We start from the raw sequence: 19,692 nt of genomic DNA on the forward strand, positions 1-19,692 counted from the left end.
CCGCCGCACGCGTCCGATGACGTGCTTCACCAACGTCGCCAGTTGCGAGCGCATTGTTTATGCGATCTTCCAGGCTACGAACAGACGCCAGGCGAGACGCTCTCCCTCACGGGAATTTACACAAAAGACTTGACACTACCCCCCGTCACGGGGCCGTTCCGGCGCCCGCCGGACGTGCTATAATCGTCGCATGGCATTCGCCATCGGGGCCGCTCGCCGGCACCGGTGGCGACAAGGTAATGACGGGGACGAGTACGCCGGTCGACGGCCGGAAGAGAGGCGGGATCCAGGCTGAGAGTCCCGCCCGGCCGGCGGCGGAACACCCCCCCTGAGCCGCGGGCGAGGTCACAACGCGAAGCCCGCCGGGTGTGCCCGTGAGCGCGCGCTGAGAGTTCTCGTGGGAAGGGCCGGCGACCATTGCGGCCGACCCGCGGGAGAAGTGTGGGTGGAACCGCGGATCGCCTCCGTCCCAACGGACGGGGGTGATTTCTCTTTATTCCGAGGAGGGACGAGGATGGACCCGCAGGTCACGATACGGTTCCCTGGCGGTAGCGCGAAGGCGTATCCGCGCGGCACGCCCCTCGCGACTGTGGCGCGCGACCAGGGGGCTCGGGACGCGCTGGCGGCCCGGGTCAACGGCGTCGAGCGCGACCTTGCGTCGCTCGTCGACGCCGACGCCGCAGTGGAGTGGCTCACGTTCGCCGACCCGGCCGGGAGAACCATCTACTGGCACAGCACGGCGCACCTGCTGGCGCAGGCGGTGCGGGAGCTGTTCCCGCAGGCGAAGCTGGCGATTGGGCCGGCGATCGAGGACGGGTTCTACTACGACTTCGACATCGGCCGGCCGTTTACGCCGGACGATCTCGCGCGCATCGAGGCGCGCATGCGCGAGCTCGCTGCGCGCGACGAACGGATCGAGCGGCTGTCCGTGCCGCGCGCCGAGGCGCTGCGGCTGTTCACCGACGCCGGCGAGCGATACAAGGTCGAGCTGCTCGAGGGCATCCCTGACGACCCCGTGAGCTTCTATCGTCAGGACGGGTTTCAGGATATGTGCCGGGGCCCGCACCTGCTGTCGACGGGGCGCATCAAGGCGGTGAAGCTGCTCAGCACGTCCGGCGCCTACTGGCGCGGCGACGAGCACCGGGAGATGCTCCAGCGGATCTACGGCATCTCGTTTCCGGCGCAGGCCGAGCTCGACGCCTACTTGGAGCGGCTCGAGGAGGCGAAGCGCCGCGACCACCGCAAGCTCGGGCGCGAGCTCGGGCTCTTTGCCGCCGTCGAGGAAGTCGGGCAGGGCTTGCCGCTGTGGCTGCCGCGCGGGGCGACGGTGCGGCGGCTCCTGGATCGGTACATCACCGATCTGGAGATGCGCCTCGGGTACCAGCACGTCCACACGCCCGATCTCGCGAGCATCGAGCTCTACAAGATGAGCGGGCACTGGGACCACTATCGGGAGAACATGTACCCGCCGATGAAGGTGGACGACGAGCAGCTCGTGCTGCGCCCGATGAACTGTCCGCACCACATCATGATCTACAAGCACGGGCAGCACAGCTACCGCGAACTGCCCGTGCGGATCGCCGAGCTCGGCACCATGTACCGATACGAGCGGTCGGGGGTGTTGTCCGGGCTGGCCCGGGTGCGCGCGATGACCCTCAACGACGCGCACATCTTCTGCCGGCCGGACCAGCTGACCGACGAGTTCGTGGCGGTCGTCCGGTTGATCCAGCAGGCGTATCGGGACCTCTCGCTCCGGGGATTCTGGTATCGGCTCTCGCTGCGCGACCCCCGGGACCGGACGAAGTTCGTGCAGAACGACGAGATGTGGACGCTGGCCGAAGCGCAGCTGCGCGAGGCCATGCGGCGTCTCGAGCTCGAGTATCAGGAGGCGCCCGGCGAGGCGTCGTTCTACGGCCCCAAACTGGACGTGCAGGTCCCGAACGTGCTCGGCAAGGACGAGACGATCTCCACCGTGCAGATCGATTTCTACCTGCCGGAACGTTTCGGCCTGGAGTACATCGGGGAGGACAGCCAACCGCACCGGCCCGTGATGATCCACCGCGGGGTGATCAGCACGCTTGAGCGGATGATGGCGTTCTTGATCGAACAGTACGCGGGCGCGTTCCCGCTGTGGCTCGCGCCGGAACAGGTGCGCGTCCTGCCGATCGCCGACCGCCATCGCGCCTACGCCGAACGCGTGCGGGAGGCGCTCGGCGCGCACGACGTCCGCGTCGAGGTCGACGCCAGCAGCGAGCGTACCGGCCACAAGATCCGGGAGGCCCAGCTCATGAAGGTGCCATACATGCTGATCGTCGGCGACCGTGAGGAGCGCGACGCGGCCGTGTCGGTGCGCAGCCGCGCCCGGGGCGACGAGGGCAGCCACGCGCTGACGGCGTTCGTGGCCCGCGTCGTCGACGAGATCGCGTCGCGCCGACACGACGACGCGCCGGCGGCGCCGTAGCGCGCGCCGTGTGCGTCGCGAGCCCCAGCCGACGCTCGACAAGACGACGGTCAGGGTTGTCGCGCGACGATGTGCAGCGTAATGGTGACGGGATCGCGCGCGACGAAGATGAACGCGCGCGGGTAGGGGATGCCGTAATCGGCCATGTTGATCGAGGTCGTGACGTCGGCGAGGTATTGATGGGACAGCGCGGACACGGTTGCCGAGAACTGTTCCTCGCGGGTTACGTCGCGGAGCGTGAGCCGCCCTCGGACGGCGGCGGGGAACGGTCTGAGGGCCAGCCCGGGGCGGGCCGATGCGGTGCCCGCGAACGCAATCACGGGAAACCGGTCGGTGCGCAGATAGGTCGAGCGCATCGCGGCGTCGCGGAGCCCGACGCGCGTGGTCAGGTCGCCGGCATCGATCGTCGCGGCCACTTGCGCGACGTAGGCGTCGCCCGCCTGCATGACGACTACACGCCCCGAGACCCGGGTGGTCTTCCCCGAAAACCCCCCGCGGTTGTCCGGGACGAAGAACGCGGCCGACGAGTCGCCGGGAACGATCTCGAACGTCCCCGTGGGCAGCAGACTCGGCAGCGGGGCCGCGACCGCCGGCGCGAGCAGCGCGGCGGCCAGTGTGACGGCGATCAGCGCAACGCGCACGGGCGCCTCCTCGCGAACCGCATCTACCGCGATCCTAGGTCGGCTTCGTATCGTGGGGGTCACGGACGGCGTCGGGGAGCGGGCGCGCCCCTATGAGCGCGTCGCGGCCACCGCGAGCCGCCGGGGTCCGCGGCCGCGGCGCTGCGCGCGTCGCCTCCCCGGCGGCGACGAGCGGCCCCGCGGGTCGGACGCCACACGTTGTGCTGCTGCTGGGCGACGAGGACGTGCGCGCCGAGGAAGCGCTCCGGACGCTACTCGACGAGTGGGTGCCGGCCGACCAGCGCGCGCTCAACGTGGACGTCCTCGACGCGGGCGAGACGCCGGTTCAAGCGATCATCACCCGGTGCGAAACGCTGCCGTTCTTCGGCCCCAGGCGCGTCGTCGTCGTCCGACAGGCGGGCGTCCTGCGCCCTGCGGATCAGGACGCGCTCGCCTCGTACCTCGAGCCCGCGCCGCCGTCGTCGTCGTTGGTGCTGGTCGCGGATGCTCTCGACCGGCGGCGCCGGCTCTACGGTGTCGTCCAGCGGGTTGGCAGGGTGATCCCGTGCGGCCGGCTCGATCCCGAGGCGCTTCCGCCGTGGGTTCGCGCTCGAGCGCAGCGCGAGGGAAAGACGATCGCGCCGGATGCGGCGCGCGCGCTCGTGCTGTTCGTCGGCAGCGGTCTTCGCGAACTCGGTCTCGAGGTCGCGAAGCTCGCCGCATATGTGGGCGAGCGCAAAGAGATCACGCTCGAAGACGTGCGGGCGGTCGCGAGCCACGTGGCCGAAGCCACCGTGTTTGAACTGATGGACGCGGTCGGGCGCCGAAGGGCGGGCCGCGCGCTGGACCTGCTGCAGACGGTGATCACGATGGGGGAGCCACCGGTGCGCATCCTGTACATGCTGGAGGATCAGCTCCGGATGCTCCTCCGCACCAAGACGCTCATGGAGCGGCGCGCGACGCCCATTGAGCGGCGTGACGTCCTCGGCAACCGGGCCTGGTTATACGAACGTTACCGGGAGCAGGTCTCGGCGTTCGGACGGCTGGACGCGGGAGAGATGCTGAGCACCTTGCTCGAGGTCGACGGGATGATCAAGACCGGCGCGGTGGCGCCGCGGCTTGCGCTCGAGACCCTCATCGTCCGCCTCTGCGCGCCTGGGCCGCTCGAGCAGGGGGCGGGGCGTCGGTGAGCGATCCCCGCGCGGGTGTGGCGGCGAGGACCTATGCCGGCGCGCCGGCGCGGGCGACCCGCTTCATCAATCGAGACTTCTTGCGCGCGGCGGCGTTTCGGTGGACGACGCCCTTGCGTGCGGCTGCGTCGAGCGCGCGAAGCGCCGCGCGAAGGTCGTCGGTGCTCGTGGCCCCAACCTCGCGGGCCTTTTTCACCAGCGTCTTGAGCTGAGAGCGCACGGCCTGGTTCCGCGCCGTGCGCACGGCGGCCTGCCGCTTCCGCTTCAGGCCGGACTTCGTCCGTTTTGCCACCCTGACACCTCCGTCGGTCTTGCTCGCGCCGCCGCGTCAGCCCGGGCCGCGCGTGATCCGGTGCGGCGGACCGCGCTCGCCACGCGGAGCGGCTGGAGCAAACGACGCTCATTGTAGCATACGCCGCTCGGGCGGTTCAACCGATCGCGGACCTCCGCCGTCTCGCCGGGCGCCCGGCGCGCCTGTGCTATAATGAACGGCGACATGGCTAGCGGAGAAGTCGACCTGACCGCCGCCCGCCGCCCGGCGGCGTCGGGCGGGTTGGCTCGGGCGGCCAGTCTGATCGCTGCCGGCACGATCGCGAGCCGGGTGCTCGGCCTCGTTCGTGACGTCGTGATCGCGGCGATGTTCGGCGCCACGTCAGTGAAATCCGCGTTCGTGATCGCGTATTCGTTACCGTTCTTCGTCCAGCGGCTATTTCTCGGCGGGACCCTCAGCATCGTGTTTATTCCCACGATCACCCGGGTGTTGATGCGGGGGGACGCGGAGGAGACCGACCGCGTCGTCACGAGCACGTTCAACTTGGTGATCGTGATCGGGTTGCTCATGGTCGTCGTCGGGGTGCTGGCCGCGCCCGTGCTCGTGCCCATCGCGGCGCCGGGATATTTGACCACGAACCCCTCGGTGCTCACGCAGGCGATCGGGCTGACCCGCGTGATGTTCGTGTCCATGGTGTTCCTGGCGCTGTCCGCCTTCGCGACCGGATACCTCAACGTCCATCGGCAGTTCGGCGTGCCCGCGCTCGCGCCCACGGTGTTCAACCTCGTCATCATTGGCGGCGTGCTCGTGCTCGCTCCGCGAATCGGGGTCCTCGGGATCGCCTTCAGTTTCCTCGCGGGCTGGATCGCGCAGTTTGTGGTGCAGCTGCCCGCGGCCCGGGCCGCGGGGCTTCGATGGAGCCCCAAGATCGACCTGGCGCATCCCGTGATCCGTGAGATGGGACGTCTCGCGCTGCCGGCGATGCTGGGGTTGGCCGTGATCGAGATCAACGCCAATGTGAACCGCTTCTTCGCGTCGTTCCTGCGCGGCACCCCCGGGGTCGACTACGTCGCGGTGCTCGACTACGCGTTCCAGCTCATCCAGGCGCCGGTCGCGATCTTCGCGCTCTCGCTCGCCACCGCGTTATTCCCGACAATGGCGCGGCACGCCGCGGGCAGCGGACACACCGCGCTCCGAGAGACGACGTCGCTCGGCCTGCGCGGCGTGTTCTTCACGATGATGCCGGTGATGGCGGCGATCTTTACCGCGAGTCACTTGATGGTGCGCGTGATCTTCGAGCGCGGGGTGTTTCAACCCGCCGCGACGCAGGCCGTCGCCGCCGCGCTCGTGGCCTTCGCCGTGGGCACGGTACCGTACGCCGCCTACTACATCGTGACGCGCACTTACTACGCGCTGCACGACATGCGGACGCCGGTGCGGGTCGGCCTGTTTATGATTGCGCTGAACGCGATCGGCAACTTCGTGCTGATGCGGCGGTTCGGGTTTGTCGGGATCTCGCTCTGCACCTCGGGCGTCGCGGCCGCGAACGTCGCCGTGCTGCTGTGGCTGCTGCGCGGGCGTCTCGGCGGGCTCGGCGGCCGAGAGATCCTTGTCACGGCGGTCCGGACCACGATCGCGGCGGCGGCGCTCGCCGCGGTAATGGTGGTCACGCTGCGCGTCGTGGGAGGCGCGGTGAGCACCCAGCACCTTTCGGGGGCCCTCGTGCAGTTGGGCGCGGCGCTGCTGGCCGGCGGGGCCGTCTACCTGGCGGTGTGCGCCGTCCTGGGCGTCGAGGAGCTCGAATTGCTGCGGGCGTTCGGCCGGGGAGGCCGTGCCTGACACCGGGACTTGTCATCATACCGAACAGGTGGTAGTCTGCTTTGAGACAGGGCTTAGCACTCGGCCGAGGGGAGTGCTAATCGGGAGAGTCCCGCCGATGGGGCAGCTTGAGGGGCGACGGCGCCAGATCCTGAGGGTGGTCATCGACGACTACATCGTCACGGCCGAGCCGGTGGGCAGTGAGGCGGCGCGGCAGCGGCATGGGCTGGAGATCAGCTCGGCCACCGTGCGCAACGAGATGGCGGCGCTCGAGGAACTGGGGTATCTCCACCAACCGCATCACTCCGCCGGGCGGGTACCGACCGACCAAGGCTACCGCGTGTACGTCGATTCGATGATCGCCGAGGAACAGGTGTCTGCCTCCGAGCGCCTGAGGATCCGGCGAACCCTGGCGGCGACGGAGTTCGACCAGGCCGTCGAACAGGCTGCGCGCGCGCTGGCGGTCATCACCGAGTGCGCGTCCGTGGTGTCCTCCCCGAAGCTCCCCCAGCAGGTGGTACGCCACCTGCATCTGATCCCGCTGACGCCGCGGCGCGCGATGGCGGTGATCATGACTGACGCCGAGGTGTTCGAGGGCAAGACGGTCGAGTTCGAGCAGTCCGTCAGCGCCGAGGAGTGCGACCGGTTGTCGCAGGAGATCAGCCGGCGGATCGCCGGCCGGCCGTTGAGCGACCTGACGGACCGGGTGCTCGCGACCGTGATCGGCGAGGCGGCGCACTACCAGCGCGTGCTCGACCAGATCGGCCGTCTCCTCCGCGAGCGCATCGAGCGTTCCCCGGCGCGTGTGCACACTGAGGGGCAGGCCAACATTCTCAAGCAACCGGAGTTTCAGGATGCCCGACGCGCCCAGCCCGTGCTCTCCGTGCTCGAACAGGGCGAGGCCGCGGCGGAGTTGCTCGGCGACGACGCCGGGGAGCGGGGGGTGCGCGTCACGATCGGCGCAGAAAACCGGAGGGACGAGATGAAGGATTGCGCCGTCGTCGCGGCGACCTACTACGTCGCCGATCGGCCGGCCGGGGTGCTCGGCATCGTCGGGCCGACCCGGATGCGGTATGGCCGGGTGATCAGCCTCGTCCGCTTCCTCGCTGACAGTCTGGGCGATACCTTGGAGCAGTTCTAGCCGCGCGATGGCACGCAACGACTACTACGAGATCCTCGGCGTTCCCCGTACCGCGACTCAGGACGAGATCAAGCGGGCGTTCCGGCAACTCGCCCGCGAGCACCATCCCGACGTGAACCGCGACCCCCAAGCGGACGAGCGCTTCAAGCTGATCAACGAAGCCTATCAAGTGCTGGGCGACGCGGAACGCCGGGCGCAGTACGACCGCGGCGGGGTGAACGGGGGCGCATTCGCCCCGTTTGGGGGTACGCCGTTCGACGATATCTTCGACATGTTCTTCGGGCAGCAGCGCGCGAAGGAGGGCGGCGGACAGGGACCCGAGCGCGGCAGCGACCTGCGCGTGACGTTGAAGATCTCGCTGGAAGAAGCCGCGCGGGGCGCCGAGAAACGGATCACGATCACCCGCGAGGAAACGTGCGCGGCGTGCTTCGGCACCGGCGCGGAGAAAGGCAGCGCGGCGGAACCGTGTCCCGGATGCAAGGGGGCGGGGCAGGTGCGGTACAGCCGGCGGACCCCGTTCGGGCAGTTTGCGCAGATCGCGACCTGTCCTCAGTGCCACGGCGCGGGACGCATTGTTCGACGTCCCTGCCGGGACTGCCGGGGCACCGGGCGGGCCATGGTCCAACGCGAGATCACCGTGGAGGTCCCGGCCGGCGTGGACGACGGGACGCGGCTTCGCCTTCAGGGCGAAGGTGAGGCGGGGATGCGCGGCGGCGCCCGCGGCGATCTGTACGCGGATCTGACGATCACCGCGCACCCGGTGTTCTCCCGCGAGGGACACGACCTGCACTGCCACATTGGGATCTCCATGATCCAGGCGGCGCTCGGAGCGGAGATCGAGGTGCGGACGCTGGACGGAGCGGCCCCGCTCACCGTGACGCCGGGCGTGCAACCGGGCGCCACGCTGGTGCTCAAGGGGAAAGGGATGCCGGGGCTGCACGGCGGGCACGGCGACCTGGTCGTGCACGTCGCCGTGTCGATTCCGGAGGAACTGACGAAAGAGCAGGTCAAGCTCCTCGCGCAGTTTGCGAAGCTGCGCGGCGAACAGATCAAGCCCGCCCGAAAGAGTCTTCTCGAGAAGATGCGCGCCTACCTCGTGTGACGGTCGCCCCCCGGCGCGCACCGGCCCGTGCCGTCGCTCGTCGCACGCCCCGCGCCGCCGGGCGAACCTGGGTTGAGATCACGGTCGACGTTTCCGTCGAGGCCTCGGAGGCGGCGATTGCCATCCTCGAGGAGTTACGGCCCGGCGGGCTGGTCGAGGAACCGCGCCCGCAGGCCCGCCGCCGTTTCCGCTGCTATCTGCCGCCGTCCCGGCTGCTGCCCGTGACGCTCCGTGGGCTCCGCGCTCGTCTCATTGGGGTGCAGGCGTTCGGACTCGATCCCGGGCCCGTCCGGATCACCCACCGACGGGTGGGCGCGCGCCGATGGGCTACGGCGTGGAGGCGGCACATCCAGCCGGTTCGCGTCGGCCGTCTGTTCGTGCGTCCCTCGTGGGTGCGCACGCCGGCGCCCGCCGGCTGCGTCGCGATCGAGATCGATCCCGGGATGGCGTTCGGAACCGGCCTCCACCCGTCGACACGGTTGTGCCTGCGCGCGCTGCCCAAGGCGGTCGCGCCGCCTCGGGGTGGCGGGGCATCGATCGTGTTCGACGTCGGGACCGGGTCCGGAATTCTCGCGATCGCCGCCGCCCGGCTCGGAGCCCGGCGCGTATGGGCGGTGGACAGCGATCCGGTCGCCGTCGCGGTCGCCCGCGAGAACGTGCGCCGGAACGGTGTCGCCGGTCGCGTGCGCGTCGTCCGGGGGGACGGACTCGACGGCGCCCCGGGTGTGGCCGACGTCATCGCGGCGAACATCGTCGCCGACGTCATCATCCCGATGCTGGCCGCCGCAAGGCGCCGCCTGGTCGCGGGCGGTGTATGCATCGGATCGGGCATCATCGCCGACCGTGTGCGGGACGTGCTGCGCGCCGCCAGCGCGGCGGGGTTCCTGCACCGCCGGACGCTCGCCGAGGGCGAGTGGCGTGCCGTGGTGCTGGAAGCGACGCCCGTGCGGGCCCGGCGGCCGACCGCGTAACGATCCCGCGCCGCCTCCGGCAGGCGTGCCCCGCGCGTCCTTGCAACTTGCCGACCGGTCCATGTATAATCGGACGGAGAACGCGGACCATTAACGATCTCCGGGAGGGATCGATGGTGCGCCGGTTGCTGGTGAACGCATGTGTGGGAGTCCTCTCGGGCTCCCGTTTTTCTTGTCCGCGCGGTCCCGTCCTCGACGATCCGAGATCCGCCCCGCCCGGCGCTGCCGGCGGGGGCGTCCTGAGGGAGGAGGAGCGTTGCATTTTTATGACCGCTTCATGTATAATTATGCATGCCGGGCTGAGGGCTCAGGAGGGACGCGATGCGGGCGCGGTTGGCGCTTGAAGACGGAACGGTGTTCGCCGGCCGGGGGATCGGCGTGCAGGGATCGGCCGGGGGCGAGGTCGTGTTCACGACGGTGATGACCGGGTACGAGGAGGTGCTGTCCGATCCATCGTACCGGGGACAGATCGTGACGATGACCTATCCGCTCATCGGCAACTACGGGGTCAGCGGCGAGGCATGGGAGTCCGGTCGGCCGCACGTCGACGGCTTTGTCGTCGGCGAGTGCGCGGACCTGCCGCATCACTGGCAGGCGGAGCGGACGCTGGCCGCGTCGCTGGCGCAGTGGGGCGTCGTGGGCATCGCAGACGTCGATACCCGCCGTCTGGTGCGTCACCTACGCGCGGACGGGCTCAAACGCGGCGTCATCTCAACCGAGAGCGTCTCCGACGAGGCGCTGGTCGAACAGGCCCGGGCGGTGCCCGAGATCGGCACGCTCGATCTGGTCGCCCAAGTATCCGCGGAGACGCCGATCCATTATCCAGGACCGGGCCCGCGGATCGCGGTGATCGACTGCGGGGTCAAGCGAGGGATCGTCGACGCCCTGCGGCAACGGCGGTGCGACGTGTGGGTGCTTCCGCATCGGGCCGCCGCGGACGAGGTGCTCTCGCACGAACCCGCGGGGGTCGTGCTCTCACCGGGGCCGGGCGACCCGCGCCGGTTGTCGCATCAGGTCGCCCAGGTCCGGGCCTTGTGGGAGCGGCTTCCGTTGTTCGGGATCTGCCTCGGCCATCAGATCGTCGGGCGCGCCGCCGGCGCCGAGACGTTCAAGCTGCCGTACGGCCACCGCGGCGGCAACCACCCCGTCAAGGACCTCGACAACGGGCGCGTCTACGTCACGACTCAGAACCACGGCTACGCGGTGGACGAGGCGTCGCTCGACGCCGCGGAGATGGTCGTGACCCACCGCAACCTGAACGACGGCACGGTCGAAGGGCTGCGCCACCGGCGGCTGCCGATCGTGTCGATCCAATACCACCCGGAGGGGCGCCCCGGCCCGCTGGACTCGTCCTACCTGTTCGATCAGTGGATGGAGATGGTCGGCGCCGGTCGGTCCCAGCACGTGACGCCCGCGACGATGCCGGCGGTCGGAGGCGGGTAGCGCCGGTGTCGCGGGAAGACCTCCGCAAGGTCTTGGTGATCGGCTCGGGCCCGATCGTCATCGGGCAGGCCGCCGAGTTCGACTACTCGGGCAGCCAGGCGTGCCGGTCGCTCTCGGAAGAGGGCGTCGAAGTGGTGCTCGTCAACAGCAACCCCGCCACGATCATGACCGACGTCGAGACCGCGGACCGCGTGTACATCGAGCCGCTCACGGTGGAGTTTCTGGAGCGCGTGATCGCGAAGGAGCGCCCGCAGGGCCTCCTGGCCACGCTCGGGGGGCAGACCGGTCTCAATCTCGCGGTCGCGCTCGCCGAAGCCGGTGTGCTGGAGCGGTACCAGGTTCGCCTGCTCGGGACGTCGCTGCGCGCGATCCAGCAGGCGGAGGATCGGCAGCAGTTCAAGGACGCGATGCTGGCGTTCGGGGAGCCGGTGCCCGCGAGTACGATCGCGACCTCGGTCGAAGAGGCCCGCGCGTTCGCCGCGGACATCGGATACCCGGTCGTCGTCCGCCCCGCGTACACTCTTGGCGGAACCGGCGGCGGGATCGCCCACGACCAGCGGGCGCTCGACGAGATCGCTTCGCTCGGCCTCTCCGTGAGCCGGATCGGTCAGGTGCTGATCGAGCGGTCCGTCGCGGGCTGGAAGGAGATCGAGTACGAGGTGATGCGGGACCGCGCAGACACCTGCATCACGGTCTGTAACATGGAGAACCTCGATCCGATGGGCGTCCACACGGGGGACAGCGTCGTGATCGCGCCCAGCCAGACGCTGACCGACCGCGAGTACCAGCGGCTCCGCAGCGCGAGTCTCCGCATCATCCGCGGGTTGGGGATCGAGGGCGGGTGCAACATCCAGTTCGCGCAGGACCCCGACAGCGAGCAGTACTACGTGATCGAGGTCAACCCCCGCGTCAGCCGGTCCAGCGCGCTCGCGAGCAAGGCGACCGGTTACCCGATCGCGCGGGTCGCGGCGAAGATCGCGCTTGGGCGTCGCCTCGACGAGATCCGGAACGCCGTGACTGGGCAGACGTCCGCCGCGTTTGAGCCGGCCCTCGACTACTGTGTTGTTAAGATACCGCGATGGCCGTTCGACAAGTTCCCGCAGGCGGACCGCCGCCTCGGGACCCAGATGCAGGCGACCGGTGAGGCGATGGCGATCGGAAGGTCGGTCGAGGAGGCGCTTCTCAAGGCGGTGCGGTCGCTCGACGCGAAAGCGGACGGGCTGTCCTACCCGGCGGCCGCGGCCTGGACGCGCGACGGCGTCCGGCGGCGGATCGCCGAGCCGTGCGACGAGCGGCTGTTTGCGGTCGCCGAAGGGCTCCGGCGCGGGATGATGCCCCAGGAGATCGCCGACCTGTCGCGTATCGACCTGTTCTTCATCCAGAAGATCGCCAACATCGTGGCGATGGAGGAGCGGCTGCGCAGGCACCGCGATGTCGGGACGCTGCGGGCGGCGAAGCGGTGCGGCCTCGCCGATCCGACGATTGCGCGCGTGTGGGAGGTGGACGCCGCGGCCGTGCGGGCCGCGCGCCACGCCGCGGGGATGCGACCGGTGTTCAAGGTCGTCGATACGTGCGCGGGGGAGTTCCCCGCCCAAACTCCGTACTTCTATTCCACGTACGCGGAGGAGAGCGAGGTCCCCCCGAGTCCTCGCGCCCGCGTCGTCGTACTGGGATCCGGGCCGATTCGCATCGGACAGGGCATCGAGTTTGACTATTCGAGCGTGCACGCGGTGAAGGCGCTGCGCGCCGAGGGGCTGGACGCCGTGCTGATCAACAACAATCCGGAGACGGTGAGCACCGACTTCGACGTCGCGAGCCGATTGTACATGGAGCCGCTCACGCTCGAGGACGTGCTCCACGTGGTCGAGGCCGAGCGGGCCGACGGCGTGATCGTCCAGGTCGGCGGTCAGACCGGCCTCAATCTCGCCGCGCCGCTTGCGGAGGCGGGGGTGCGGGTGCTGGGGACGTCCGTGGACAGTTTGGACGTCTCCGAGGACCGCGGGAGGTTCGGCGCGCTCCTGCGCCGGCTCGGGATCCCGCATCCCACCGGGGATGCCGTGCGGTCCGTGGAGGCCGGCGTCGAGTTGGCGGACCGGCTCGGTTATCCGCTGCTCGTCCGGCCGTCGTACGTGCTCGGCGGGCGCGGGATGGAGATCGTGGCGACGCGGGACGAGCTGGTCCGATATCTGGAATACGCGTTCGACGCGGACACCGACCATCCGGTGCTGATCGACGTGTACCTCGAGGGGATGGAGGTCGAGGTGGACGCGATCAGCGACGGCGACGGCGTGTACCTGCCGGGCATCATGCAGCACATCGAACGCGCTGGGGTGCACTCCGGGGACAGCGTCGCGGTGTTCCCCGCGCCCGGCCTCACGCCGGAGATATCCGATCAGATCGTCGCGCACACCGTGGCGATCGCGCGCGCGCTCGGGGTGCGGGGGTTTCTCAACATCCAGTTCGTCGTCAAGGACGGCACCGCGTACGTGCTGGAAGCGAACCTCCGCAGCAGCCGGACGATTCCGTTTGTGAGCAAAGCCGCCGGGGCGCCGCTGGTGCCGCTCGCGGTGCGCGTGATGCTGGGCGCGTCGCTCGCCGACCTTGGGTACCCCGGGGTCACCGTGTTGCCGCCGCCGTCCCGCGTGTCGGTCAAGGCGCCGGTGTTCAGCAGCGAAAAGCTGGGCCAGCTCGATGTGCTCCTCGGTCCGGAGATGACATCCACCGGCGAGGTGATGGGGCAGGACACCACGCTGCCCGGCGCGCTCTATCGCGCGCTCGTGGCCGCGGGTGTCGTGATACCGCAGGAGCGGGCGATGCTGGCGAGCATCGCCGATCGCGACAAGGGGCCCGCGCTGCCGCTGATCCAGCGGTTTGTCGACCTCGGCTTCGCCGTGTACGCGACGGACGACACCGCGCAGTTCCTAGAACAACACGGCGTCCGGGCGATCCACGTCAGCAAGAACGGCGGGACGCACACGGCGCTCCGGCTGATCCGCGAGCACGCGGTGGCGCTCGTGATCAACACGCCGACGCAGGGACGCACGCCGGGCCGCGTCGGGTTCGCGATGCGCCGCGCGGCGTTCGAGCGTCATCTGCCGTGTTTCACCTCGCTCGACACCGCCACCGCGTTCCTCGACGTGTTGATCGCGATCGAGCAGGGGCACATTCCGTCGCCGCACGCCGCGATGGAGGTCTCGCCGCTCTAGATGCCGCTGGAGATGCGGCGGAAGTGCGAACGGTGCGGCCGCGCGCTGCCCCCCGACGCGGACGCGTACATCTGCAGTTTCGAGTGCACTTTCTGCGCAGTCTGCGCGGGCGCGATGGGGGACGTGTGCCCCAACTGCGGCGGCGAGCTCGTGCGCCGGCCGCGCCGGAAGCATCCCGCCGCGCCCCGCTAGCGGTCGCGGCGCGGCCCCGCAGGCGCTCCAGCCGCGTTTCACGACCTTTTCATGCGCCATTCACAACTTCTTCGTACGCCGTCCGTACACTGAAAAGCGTAGAATCAATGTAGCATCAAAGCGGGAGGGATTGGCGATGCGGAGAGGCTCTGGATACGCATTCTACGGGCTCCTGGCGGTTGGGATCGTGCTCGCGGCGCTGGCCGCGGCGGCCGCGCCTGGGCTGGCGCAGGTGCGGATGCCCATCCACCCCGGCGGCCCCGGGTTCACGTACCCCGGGGGCGGCGGGTTCCGGTTCTTCTGGATCGCCGGGCTGTTCGCGCTGCTGCGGGTCGCGCTGATCGTCAGCGTCCTTGTGCTGATCTGGAAGGCGATTGGTGCGCGGACGTTGTGGGCGCGCCCGGACGCCGCCACGCAGGTGCTGCGGGAGCGGTACGCGCGCGGGGAGATCACCGATGACGAGTACCACAAGCGACTGGCCACGCTCGGTTGACGGGGCGATGCCTACCATCCTGGTCGTCGACGACGAGCCGCAGATCGTAGAACTGCTGCGGTCGTACCTCCAGCGGGACGGGTTCACCGTGGAGCAAGCGGCCGACGGCGAGGCCGCCCTGTCGGCCGTGGCGCGCGGGCACCCCGACCTGGTGGTACTGGACCTCATGCTGCCGCGTGTGGACGGTCGGGAAGTGTGTCGTCGAATTCGTGCCGAGGGGACGACGCCGATCATCATGCTCACGGCGCGCGACGAAGAGACGGACAAGTTGCTCGGGCTCGAGCTCGGCGCTGACGATTACATTACGAAGCCCTTCAGTCCTCGCGAAGTGGTGGCGCGTGTCCGGGCGGTGCTGCGCCGCGGCGTGCGGGAGGGCGCGAGCGTGATTCATGCCGGGGATCTCACGATCGACCTGCGCGCGCACGAGGTCACGCTCGGCGCGCGGCGCCTGGAGCTGACGCCGACGGAGTTCCGACTGCTCGAGACGCTCGCCAGTCACCCCAACCAGGTGTTCACGCGCATGCAGCTGATCGACCGCGTGCAGGGACACGCGTTCGAGGGGTACGAGCGCACCGTGGACGCGCACATCAAGAACCTCCGCGGTAAGGTGGAGCCCGATCCTCGTACGCCGCGGTATGTGCTGACGGTCTACGGAGTGGGGTACAAGTTCTCCGGTGGAGAGGACCATCGTGCGTAGCCTGCGCGCGAGGCTCAGCGTCGCGTTCGTCGTGATCGCCGTGCTCACCACGGCGCTGAACACCACGTTCGTGACGGTTACGTCGCGCACGATGTTTCGGCAGTACGTCGAGCAACGGCCCGACCAGGCCGCGAATATCCCGAGCGTCGGCACGCGGCCGGCCGGGCCGTCGCAGCAGACGGCCGAGCCGGAGCGGCATGGTCGATTCGGCTCCCGCGAACGGCTGTTTCAGTCGCGGATCCGCGAAGCGATCTGGGGCGGCACGCTCGTCGCGGCCGGTGTCGGCGTGCTCGTGGCGCTGTGGCTGGCGCGCCGGATCGCCCGGCCGGTCACCGATCTGACCCGGGCGGCGCGGGCGATCGCCGCAGGAAACGATGCGCCGACGGTTCCGGTGTCCGGCCGGGACGAGGTCGCGGATCTCGGGCGCGCGTTCAACCGGATGGCGGTGCAACTGGCTCAGGACGCAGAACAGCGCCGGCAGTTGTTTGCCGGGATCACGCACGAACTGCGGACGCCGCTCGCGGTCATCCAAGGACAGTTGGAAGGGATGCTCGACCGCGTCATCGAGCCGACGCCGGATCGCATCGCCGGCCTGCACGGTCAGACCCTGCTGTTGCGCCGGCTGATCACGGACCTCCGCGACCTTTCGCTGGCGCAAGCGGGCCAGCTGCGGCTCCACCCGGAGACGGTCGACGTGGCCGAGCTCGTCTCGGAGGCGGTCGAGGCGTTCGCGCCGTCGTTCCATGATCGAGGAATCTCGGTGGAGCTCGCCGCCCCGAAGACGCTGTCGGTCACGGCGGACCCGGACCGGCTCCGGCAGATCGTGCAAAACTTGGTGGACAACGCGCTCCGGTACACGCCGAGGGGGGGGACCGTGCGGATCACCCTGCGCTGGGAGAACGATGGCGTCCGGCTGGCCGTCGCGGATACCGGGCAGGGCATCGGCGCGGGGGACCTGCCGCACATCTTCGAGCATTTCTATCGGACGGACCAGTCGCGGACCCGGAGCAGCGGCGGGATGGGCCTCGGGCTTGCGATCGTGAAATCACTCGTCGAGGCGCACCACGGTCGCGTGACCGTGGAGAGCACCCCGGGCGCCGGAAGCACGTTTACGGTCGTGCTTCCGATGCGCCTACAGGAGGGAGCATGAACTGGCTAATGCTCGTTTCCATTCTCACCGCGGCGCTGCTGGCCGCGGGGTCCGGCATGCCCGGTGGCATCGCGTTGGCGGCGTCCGCGCCGGCCGGCCCGACGTCCGCGCAGGGACAGGCGCCGTCGGCGCCCGCGGGCCCGGCGTTGACGCTCGATCAAGCGATTCAGCAGGCGCTCGCGCAGAATCCACAGGTGACGGCGGCGCAGCAAGCGCTGGCGGCTGCCCAGCAGGGCATCACGATCGCCCGCACGGGGCTGGAGCCGACGGTGTCCCTGAACGGAAGCGGAAACTACGGCACGACGTCCGGCACGACGGTGACGTCCACCGGCGTCGCCCAGGTGCTCCCGAGCGTGCAGGGAACCGGCTCCGTGTCGTTCGTCGGCAGCGTGCCGCTGTTCGACGGCGGACGGACGAGCGCCGAGGTGGGCTCGGCGACCGCCGGCGTGGCGATCGCCGAGGCGGCGCTGCGGTTGACGCAGCAGAGCATTGCGCTCCAGACCGCGACCGCCTTCTTCAACGTGCTGAGCGCGGAGAAACTGACCGACGTTCGGCAGGCGCAGCTCAAGCAGAACCAGGACCAATTGGCGCAGACCCAGGCGCAGGTCAAGGCGGGGGTGGCGGCGCAGTCGGACGTCATCCAGGTCCAATCCCAGGTCGCGCAGGCGCAGGTGAACCTCTTGAGCGCCCAGGCTCAGATCGCCACGAGCAAGGCGGCGCTGCAGGCGCTGCTCGCCGCGGACGTTGCCGGGGCGGTCGAGGTCCAGGCCCCCGCCGCGCCGCCGGCGGCGGTGGCGGGCAGTGGCGCCACGGCCGTACAGCAGGCGCTGGCGAACCGGCCGGAGGTGGCGCAGGCGCAGGCCCAGGTCCAGTCGGCGCAGTCCGGGTTGGACCTCGCCCGCGTCAATGCCGGCCCGCAGATGAGCCTGTCGATCAATACCACCTACACTCCGGCGAGCACGAACTCCAACCTCACCAACAACGTGGGGTACGGGCTCGGCGGCACCGTCAGCCTTCCTCTCTATGACTCCGGCAAGGGGCGGGCCGAGGTCCAGCAGGCGCAGGCGACGCTCCAGAGCGCCCAGGCCTCGCTCAGCGCAGCGCAGCTGTCGGTCCGACAGGACGCCTACCAGGCGTACCTCAACGCGGTGCAGGCGGCTGCGAACCTGACCGCGACCGCGACGGCGGCCGCGGCGGCGGACGCGGCGCTGCAGGTCGCCCAAGGGCAGTACCGCGCGGGCGTGGGTACGATTCTGAACGTGACGACCGCAGAAGCGAACGCCGCGCAGGCCGACGTCAACGCGGTGAGCGCGGTGTACAGCTACCAGACGGCGTTGGCGACGTTGCTGCATGCCGAAGGGCTGCCGATTCAGAGCAGCGCGCTGGGAGGGACACAATGACAGGGACATTCGGCCGCGCAGGCCGCATCGCCGCGATCGTGCTGATCGCCATCTTGATCGTCGGCGCCGGCGTCGTGGGATACCAGCGCCTGACCACGAGGCGCAACGGGGTGCAGTATGTGACGCGGCCTGTCGCGTACACGGACATCACGTCGACCGTGAGCGAGACCGGCACCGTGAACCCCGTGGACGTGGTGCAAGTAGGTACGCAGGTGTCCGGGACGATCGCGGCGCTGAACGTGGACTACAACTCCAAGGTGACCAAGGGCCAGATCCTCGCGGTTCTGGATCCAACGACCTTCCAGGCAACCGTCGCACAGGGCACCGCCAATCTCTCCGCGGCGCAGGCCACCGCCCGCGCCAGCGCCAGCGCGATCGAGCAGGATCTGTCCGCCGTGCAGGCGGCGACGGCGACCCTGGCGCAGCAGCAGGCATCGCTCCGGAGCGCGCAGGCCAACGCGGCGAAGGCCGCCGCCACGCTGGCGCTCGCGAAGACGACGGTGCAGCGGGACGCCGAGTTGCTGAAGCAAGGGTACATTCCGCAGAGCCAGATGGATACGGATCAAACGGCTCAAGCGGCGGACGCCGCGGACGTGGGCGCCGCACAGGCGGCGGTCCAGGTTGCCCAAGCGCAGGTGCAGGCCGCGTCGTCTCAGCTGCAGAGCACCCACGACCAGGTGACGACCGCGCAGTCGCAGGCGGCGGCCACGCAGGCACAGGCGACGGCCTCGGCCGCGCAGGTGCGGCAGGCCCAGTACAATCTGTCACAGACGCTCATCAAGAGTCCCGTGGACGGGATCGTGATGGCACGCAACGTGAGCGTCGGACAGACTGTGGCCGCGTCGTTTTCGACGCCGACGCTGTTCACGCTCGCGACGAACCTCACGGACATGCAGGTGGACACGTCGGTGGACGAGGCGGACGTCGGCAACGTCAAGATGGGGGAGAGCGCGCAGATCACCGTGACGGCGTTCCCCAACGTCACGTTCAACGGCACCGTCCAGCAGGTGCGCGTCAACCCGACCGTAACCAACAACGTCGTCACGTACGACGCGGTCGTCGTTGTCCACGATAGCTCGGGACGCCTCCTGCCGGGCATGACGGCCCAGGTCGCGATCAACACCGGTACGCGGACCCACGTGCTGGCCGTGCCCACGGCCGCGGTGCTGTACCGCCCCCTCACGTCGCGGAGCGGCGGCGCGGGCGCCGCCGGGGGCGGTGGATCGCTGGTGCAGAGCGGGTCCAGCCAGCAGGGGCCTCCTGTCGCCGGCGCGCCGGGGTCTACAGTGACCGTGTGGATGCTCCGCAGCGGGCACCCCGCCCCGGTGCGCATCGTGATCGGTCTGTCCGACAACCAGAACATTGAGGTACGAAGCGGCAGTCTTCGAAACGGCGATGCTGTGATCGTGACCGAGCGGCGCGGCGGCGGAGGCGGTGCTCGGTCGGGCGGCGGAAGCTCAGGGGGCGGCCAATGACCGGGGACGCCACCACGATTGCGCCCGCGCCGGTCGGCACTGTGGACCGGGCGGGCGCCGCG

16 protein-coding genes are annotated in these 19,692 nt (G+C 69.8%); 14 read left to right on the plus strand and 2 right to left on the minus strand.

The window, feature by feature from the left end:
• Window positions 1-514: 514 nt before the first annotated feature.
• Window positions 515-2,461 carry a threonine--tRNA ligase gene (gene thrS / locus VKZ50_15500; protein HLJ61131.1) on the plus strand — a complete coding sequence of 649 codons (1,947 nt, stop codon included), beginning with the start codon at window positions 515-517 and terminating at the stop codon, window positions 2,459-2,461.
• A gap of 50 nt (window positions 2,462-2,511) precedes the next feature.
• Here the strand turns inward: thrS and VKZ50_15505 are convergent, their stop codons facing one another.
• Window positions 2,512-3,102, minus strand: a complete 591-nt coding sequence (locus tag VKZ50_15505) for a YceI family protein (protein ID HLJ61132.1) — start codon at window positions 3,100-3,102, stop codon at window positions 2,512-2,514.
• 92 nt (window positions 3,103-3,194) lie between these two features.
• Here VKZ50_15505 and holA point away from each other — a divergent pair, with 92 nt between their 5' ends.
• Window positions 3,195-4,271 (plus strand): DNA polymerase III subunit delta, encoded by a 1,077-nt coding sequence (holA, locus tag VKZ50_15510; GenBank protein HLJ61133.1) that lies wholly within the window; start codon window positions 3,195-3,197, stop codon window positions 4,269-4,271.
• A gap of 31 nt (window positions 4,272-4,302) precedes the next feature.
• On the opposite strand, the gene rpsT is transcribed toward holA, so the two are convergent.
• Entirely contained in the window at window positions 4,303-4,563 is a 261-nt protein-coding gene (gene rpsT, locus VKZ50_15515) for a 30S ribosomal protein S20 (GenBank protein HLJ61134.1), read from the minus strand.
• A 204-nt stretch (window positions 4,564-4,767) separates the two neighbouring features.
• Between rpsT and murJ the strand changes: the two genes are divergently transcribed.
• The 12 genes from murJ (at window position 4,768) to VKZ50_15575 (ending at window position 19,630) form a co-directional block, all read left to right on the plus strand.
• Window positions 4,768-6,381 carry a murein biosynthesis integral membrane protein MurJ gene (murJ, locus tag VKZ50_15520; GenBank protein HLJ61135.1) on the plus strand — a complete coding sequence of 538 codons (1,614 nt, stop codon included), beginning with the start codon at window positions 4,768-4,770 and terminating at the stop codon, window positions 6,379-6,381.
• Window positions 6,382-6,478: 97 nt separating this feature from the next.
• Window positions 6,479-7,501: a heat-inducible transcriptional repressor HrcA gene (gene hrcA / locus VKZ50_15525; protein HLJ61136.1), complete on the plus strand. Its 1,023-nt coding sequence runs from the start codon at window positions 6,479-6,481 to the stop codon at window positions 7,499-7,501.
• Between the two features lie 7 nt (window positions 7,502-7,508).
• Entirely contained in the window at window positions 7,509-8,603 is a 1,095-nt protein-coding gene (gene dnaJ / locus VKZ50_15530) for a molecular chaperone DnaJ (GenBank protein ID HLJ61137.1), read from the plus strand.
• Window positions 8,600-9,574: a 50S ribosomal protein L11 methyltransferase gene (locus VKZ50_15535; protein HLJ61138.1), complete on the plus strand. Its 975-nt coding sequence runs from the start codon at window positions 8,600-8,602 to the stop codon at window positions 9,572-9,574. The genes dnaJ and VKZ50_15535 overlap by 4 nt, the downstream gene beginning before the upstream one ends.
• Window positions 9,575-9,895: 321 nt before the next feature.
• Window positions 9,896-11,017, plus strand: a complete 1,122-nt coding sequence (gene carA, locus VKZ50_15540) for a glutamine-hydrolyzing carbamoyl-phosphate synthase small subunit (GenBank protein ID HLJ61139.1) — start codon at window positions 9,896-9,898, stop codon at window positions 11,015-11,017.
• 5 nt (window positions 11,018-11,022) lie between these two features.
• Complete coding sequence (gene carB / locus VKZ50_15545; GenBank protein HLJ61140.1) at window positions 11,023-14,223, plus strand: carbamoyl-phosphate synthase large subunit; 3,201 nt, start codon at window positions 11,023-11,025, stop codon at window positions 14,221-14,223.
• Window positions 14,224-14,415, plus strand: coding sequence for a DUF1272 domain-containing protein (locus tag VKZ50_15550; GenBank protein HLJ61141.1), 192 nt, complete (start codon window positions 14,224-14,226; stop codon window positions 14,413-14,415).
• Window positions 14,416-14,551: 136 nt separating this feature from the next.
• Complete coding sequence (locus VKZ50_15555) at window positions 14,552-14,908, plus strand: SHOCT domain-containing protein (GenBank protein ID HLJ61142.1); 357 nt, start codon at window positions 14,552-14,554, stop codon at window positions 14,906-14,908.
• Window positions 14,871-15,605 carry a response regulator transcription factor gene (locus VKZ50_15560; protein ID HLJ61143.1) on the plus strand — a complete coding sequence of 245 codons (735 nt, stop codon included), beginning with the start codon at window positions 14,871-14,873 and terminating at the stop codon, window positions 15,603-15,605. The genes VKZ50_15555 and VKZ50_15560 overlap by 38 nt, the downstream gene beginning before the upstream one ends.
• Window positions 15,598-16,755, plus strand: a complete 1,158-nt coding sequence (locus VKZ50_15565) for a HAMP domain-containing sensor histidine kinase (protein ID HLJ61144.1) — start codon at window positions 15,598-15,600, stop codon at window positions 16,753-16,755. The genes VKZ50_15560 and VKZ50_15565 overlap by 8 nt, the downstream gene beginning before the upstream one ends.
• The gene (locus VKZ50_15570; protein ID HLJ61145.1) at window positions 16,752-18,155 is read left to right on the plus strand and encodes a TolC family protein; all 1,404 of its coding nucleotides are present in this window, start codon (window positions 16,752-16,754) and stop codon (window positions 18,153-18,155) included. The genes VKZ50_15565 and VKZ50_15570 overlap by 4 nt, the downstream gene beginning before the upstream one ends.
• Complete coding sequence (locus tag VKZ50_15575; GenBank protein ID HLJ61146.1) at window positions 18,152-19,630, plus strand: efflux RND transporter periplasmic adaptor subunit; 1,479 nt, start codon at window positions 18,152-18,154, stop codon at window positions 19,628-19,630. The genes VKZ50_15570 and VKZ50_15575 overlap by 4 nt, the downstream gene beginning before the upstream one ends.
• Window positions 19,631-19,692 lie beyond the last annotated feature (62 nt).

This window comes from bacterium (assembly GCA_035295165.1).
GTDB lineage: Bacteria > Sysuimicrobiota > Sysuimicrobiia > Sysuimicrobiales > Segetimicrobiaceae > JAJPIA01.

Coding starts and splice junctions, on each gene's coding strand:
- thrS (HLJ61131.1), top strand. CDS start 515: ATGGACCCGCAGGTCACGATACGGTTCCCTGGCGGTAGCGCGAAGGCG.
- holA (HLJ61133.1), top strand. CDS start 3,195: ATGAGCGCGTCGCGGCCACCGCGAGCCGCCGGGGTCCGCGGCCGCGGC.
- murJ (HLJ61135.1), top strand. CDS start 4,768: ATGGCTAGCGGAGAAGTCGACCTGACCGCCGCCCGCCGCCCGGCGGCG.
- hrcA (HLJ61136.1), top strand. CDS start 6,479: ATGGGGCAGCTTGAGGGGCGACGGCGCCAGATCCTGAGGGTGGTCATC.
- dnaJ (HLJ61137.1), top strand. CDS start 7,509: ATGGCACGCAACGACTACTACGAGATCCTCGGCGTTCCCCGTACCGCG.
- carA (HLJ61139.1), top strand. CDS start 9,896: ATGCGGGCGCGGTTGGCGCTTGAAGACGGAACGGTGTTCGCCGGCCGG.
- VKZ50_15550 (HLJ61141.1), top strand. CDS start 14,224: ATGCCGCTGGAGATGCGGCGGAAGTGCGAACGGTGCGGCCGCGCGCTG.
- VKZ50_15555 (HLJ61142.1), top strand. CDS start 14,552: ATGCGGAGAGGCTCTGGATACGCATTCTACGGGCTCCTGGCGGTTGGG.
- VKZ50_15560 (HLJ61143.1), top strand. CDS start 14,871: ATGACGAGTACCACAAGCGACTGGCCACGCTCGGTTGACGGGGCGATG.
- VKZ50_15570 (HLJ61145.1), top strand. CDS start 16,752: ATGAACTGGCTAATGCTCGTTTCCATTCTCACCGCGGCGCTGCTGGCC.
- VKZ50_15575 (HLJ61146.1), top strand. CDS start 18,152: ATGACAGGGACATTCGGCCGCGCAGGCCGCATCGCCGCGATCGTGCTG.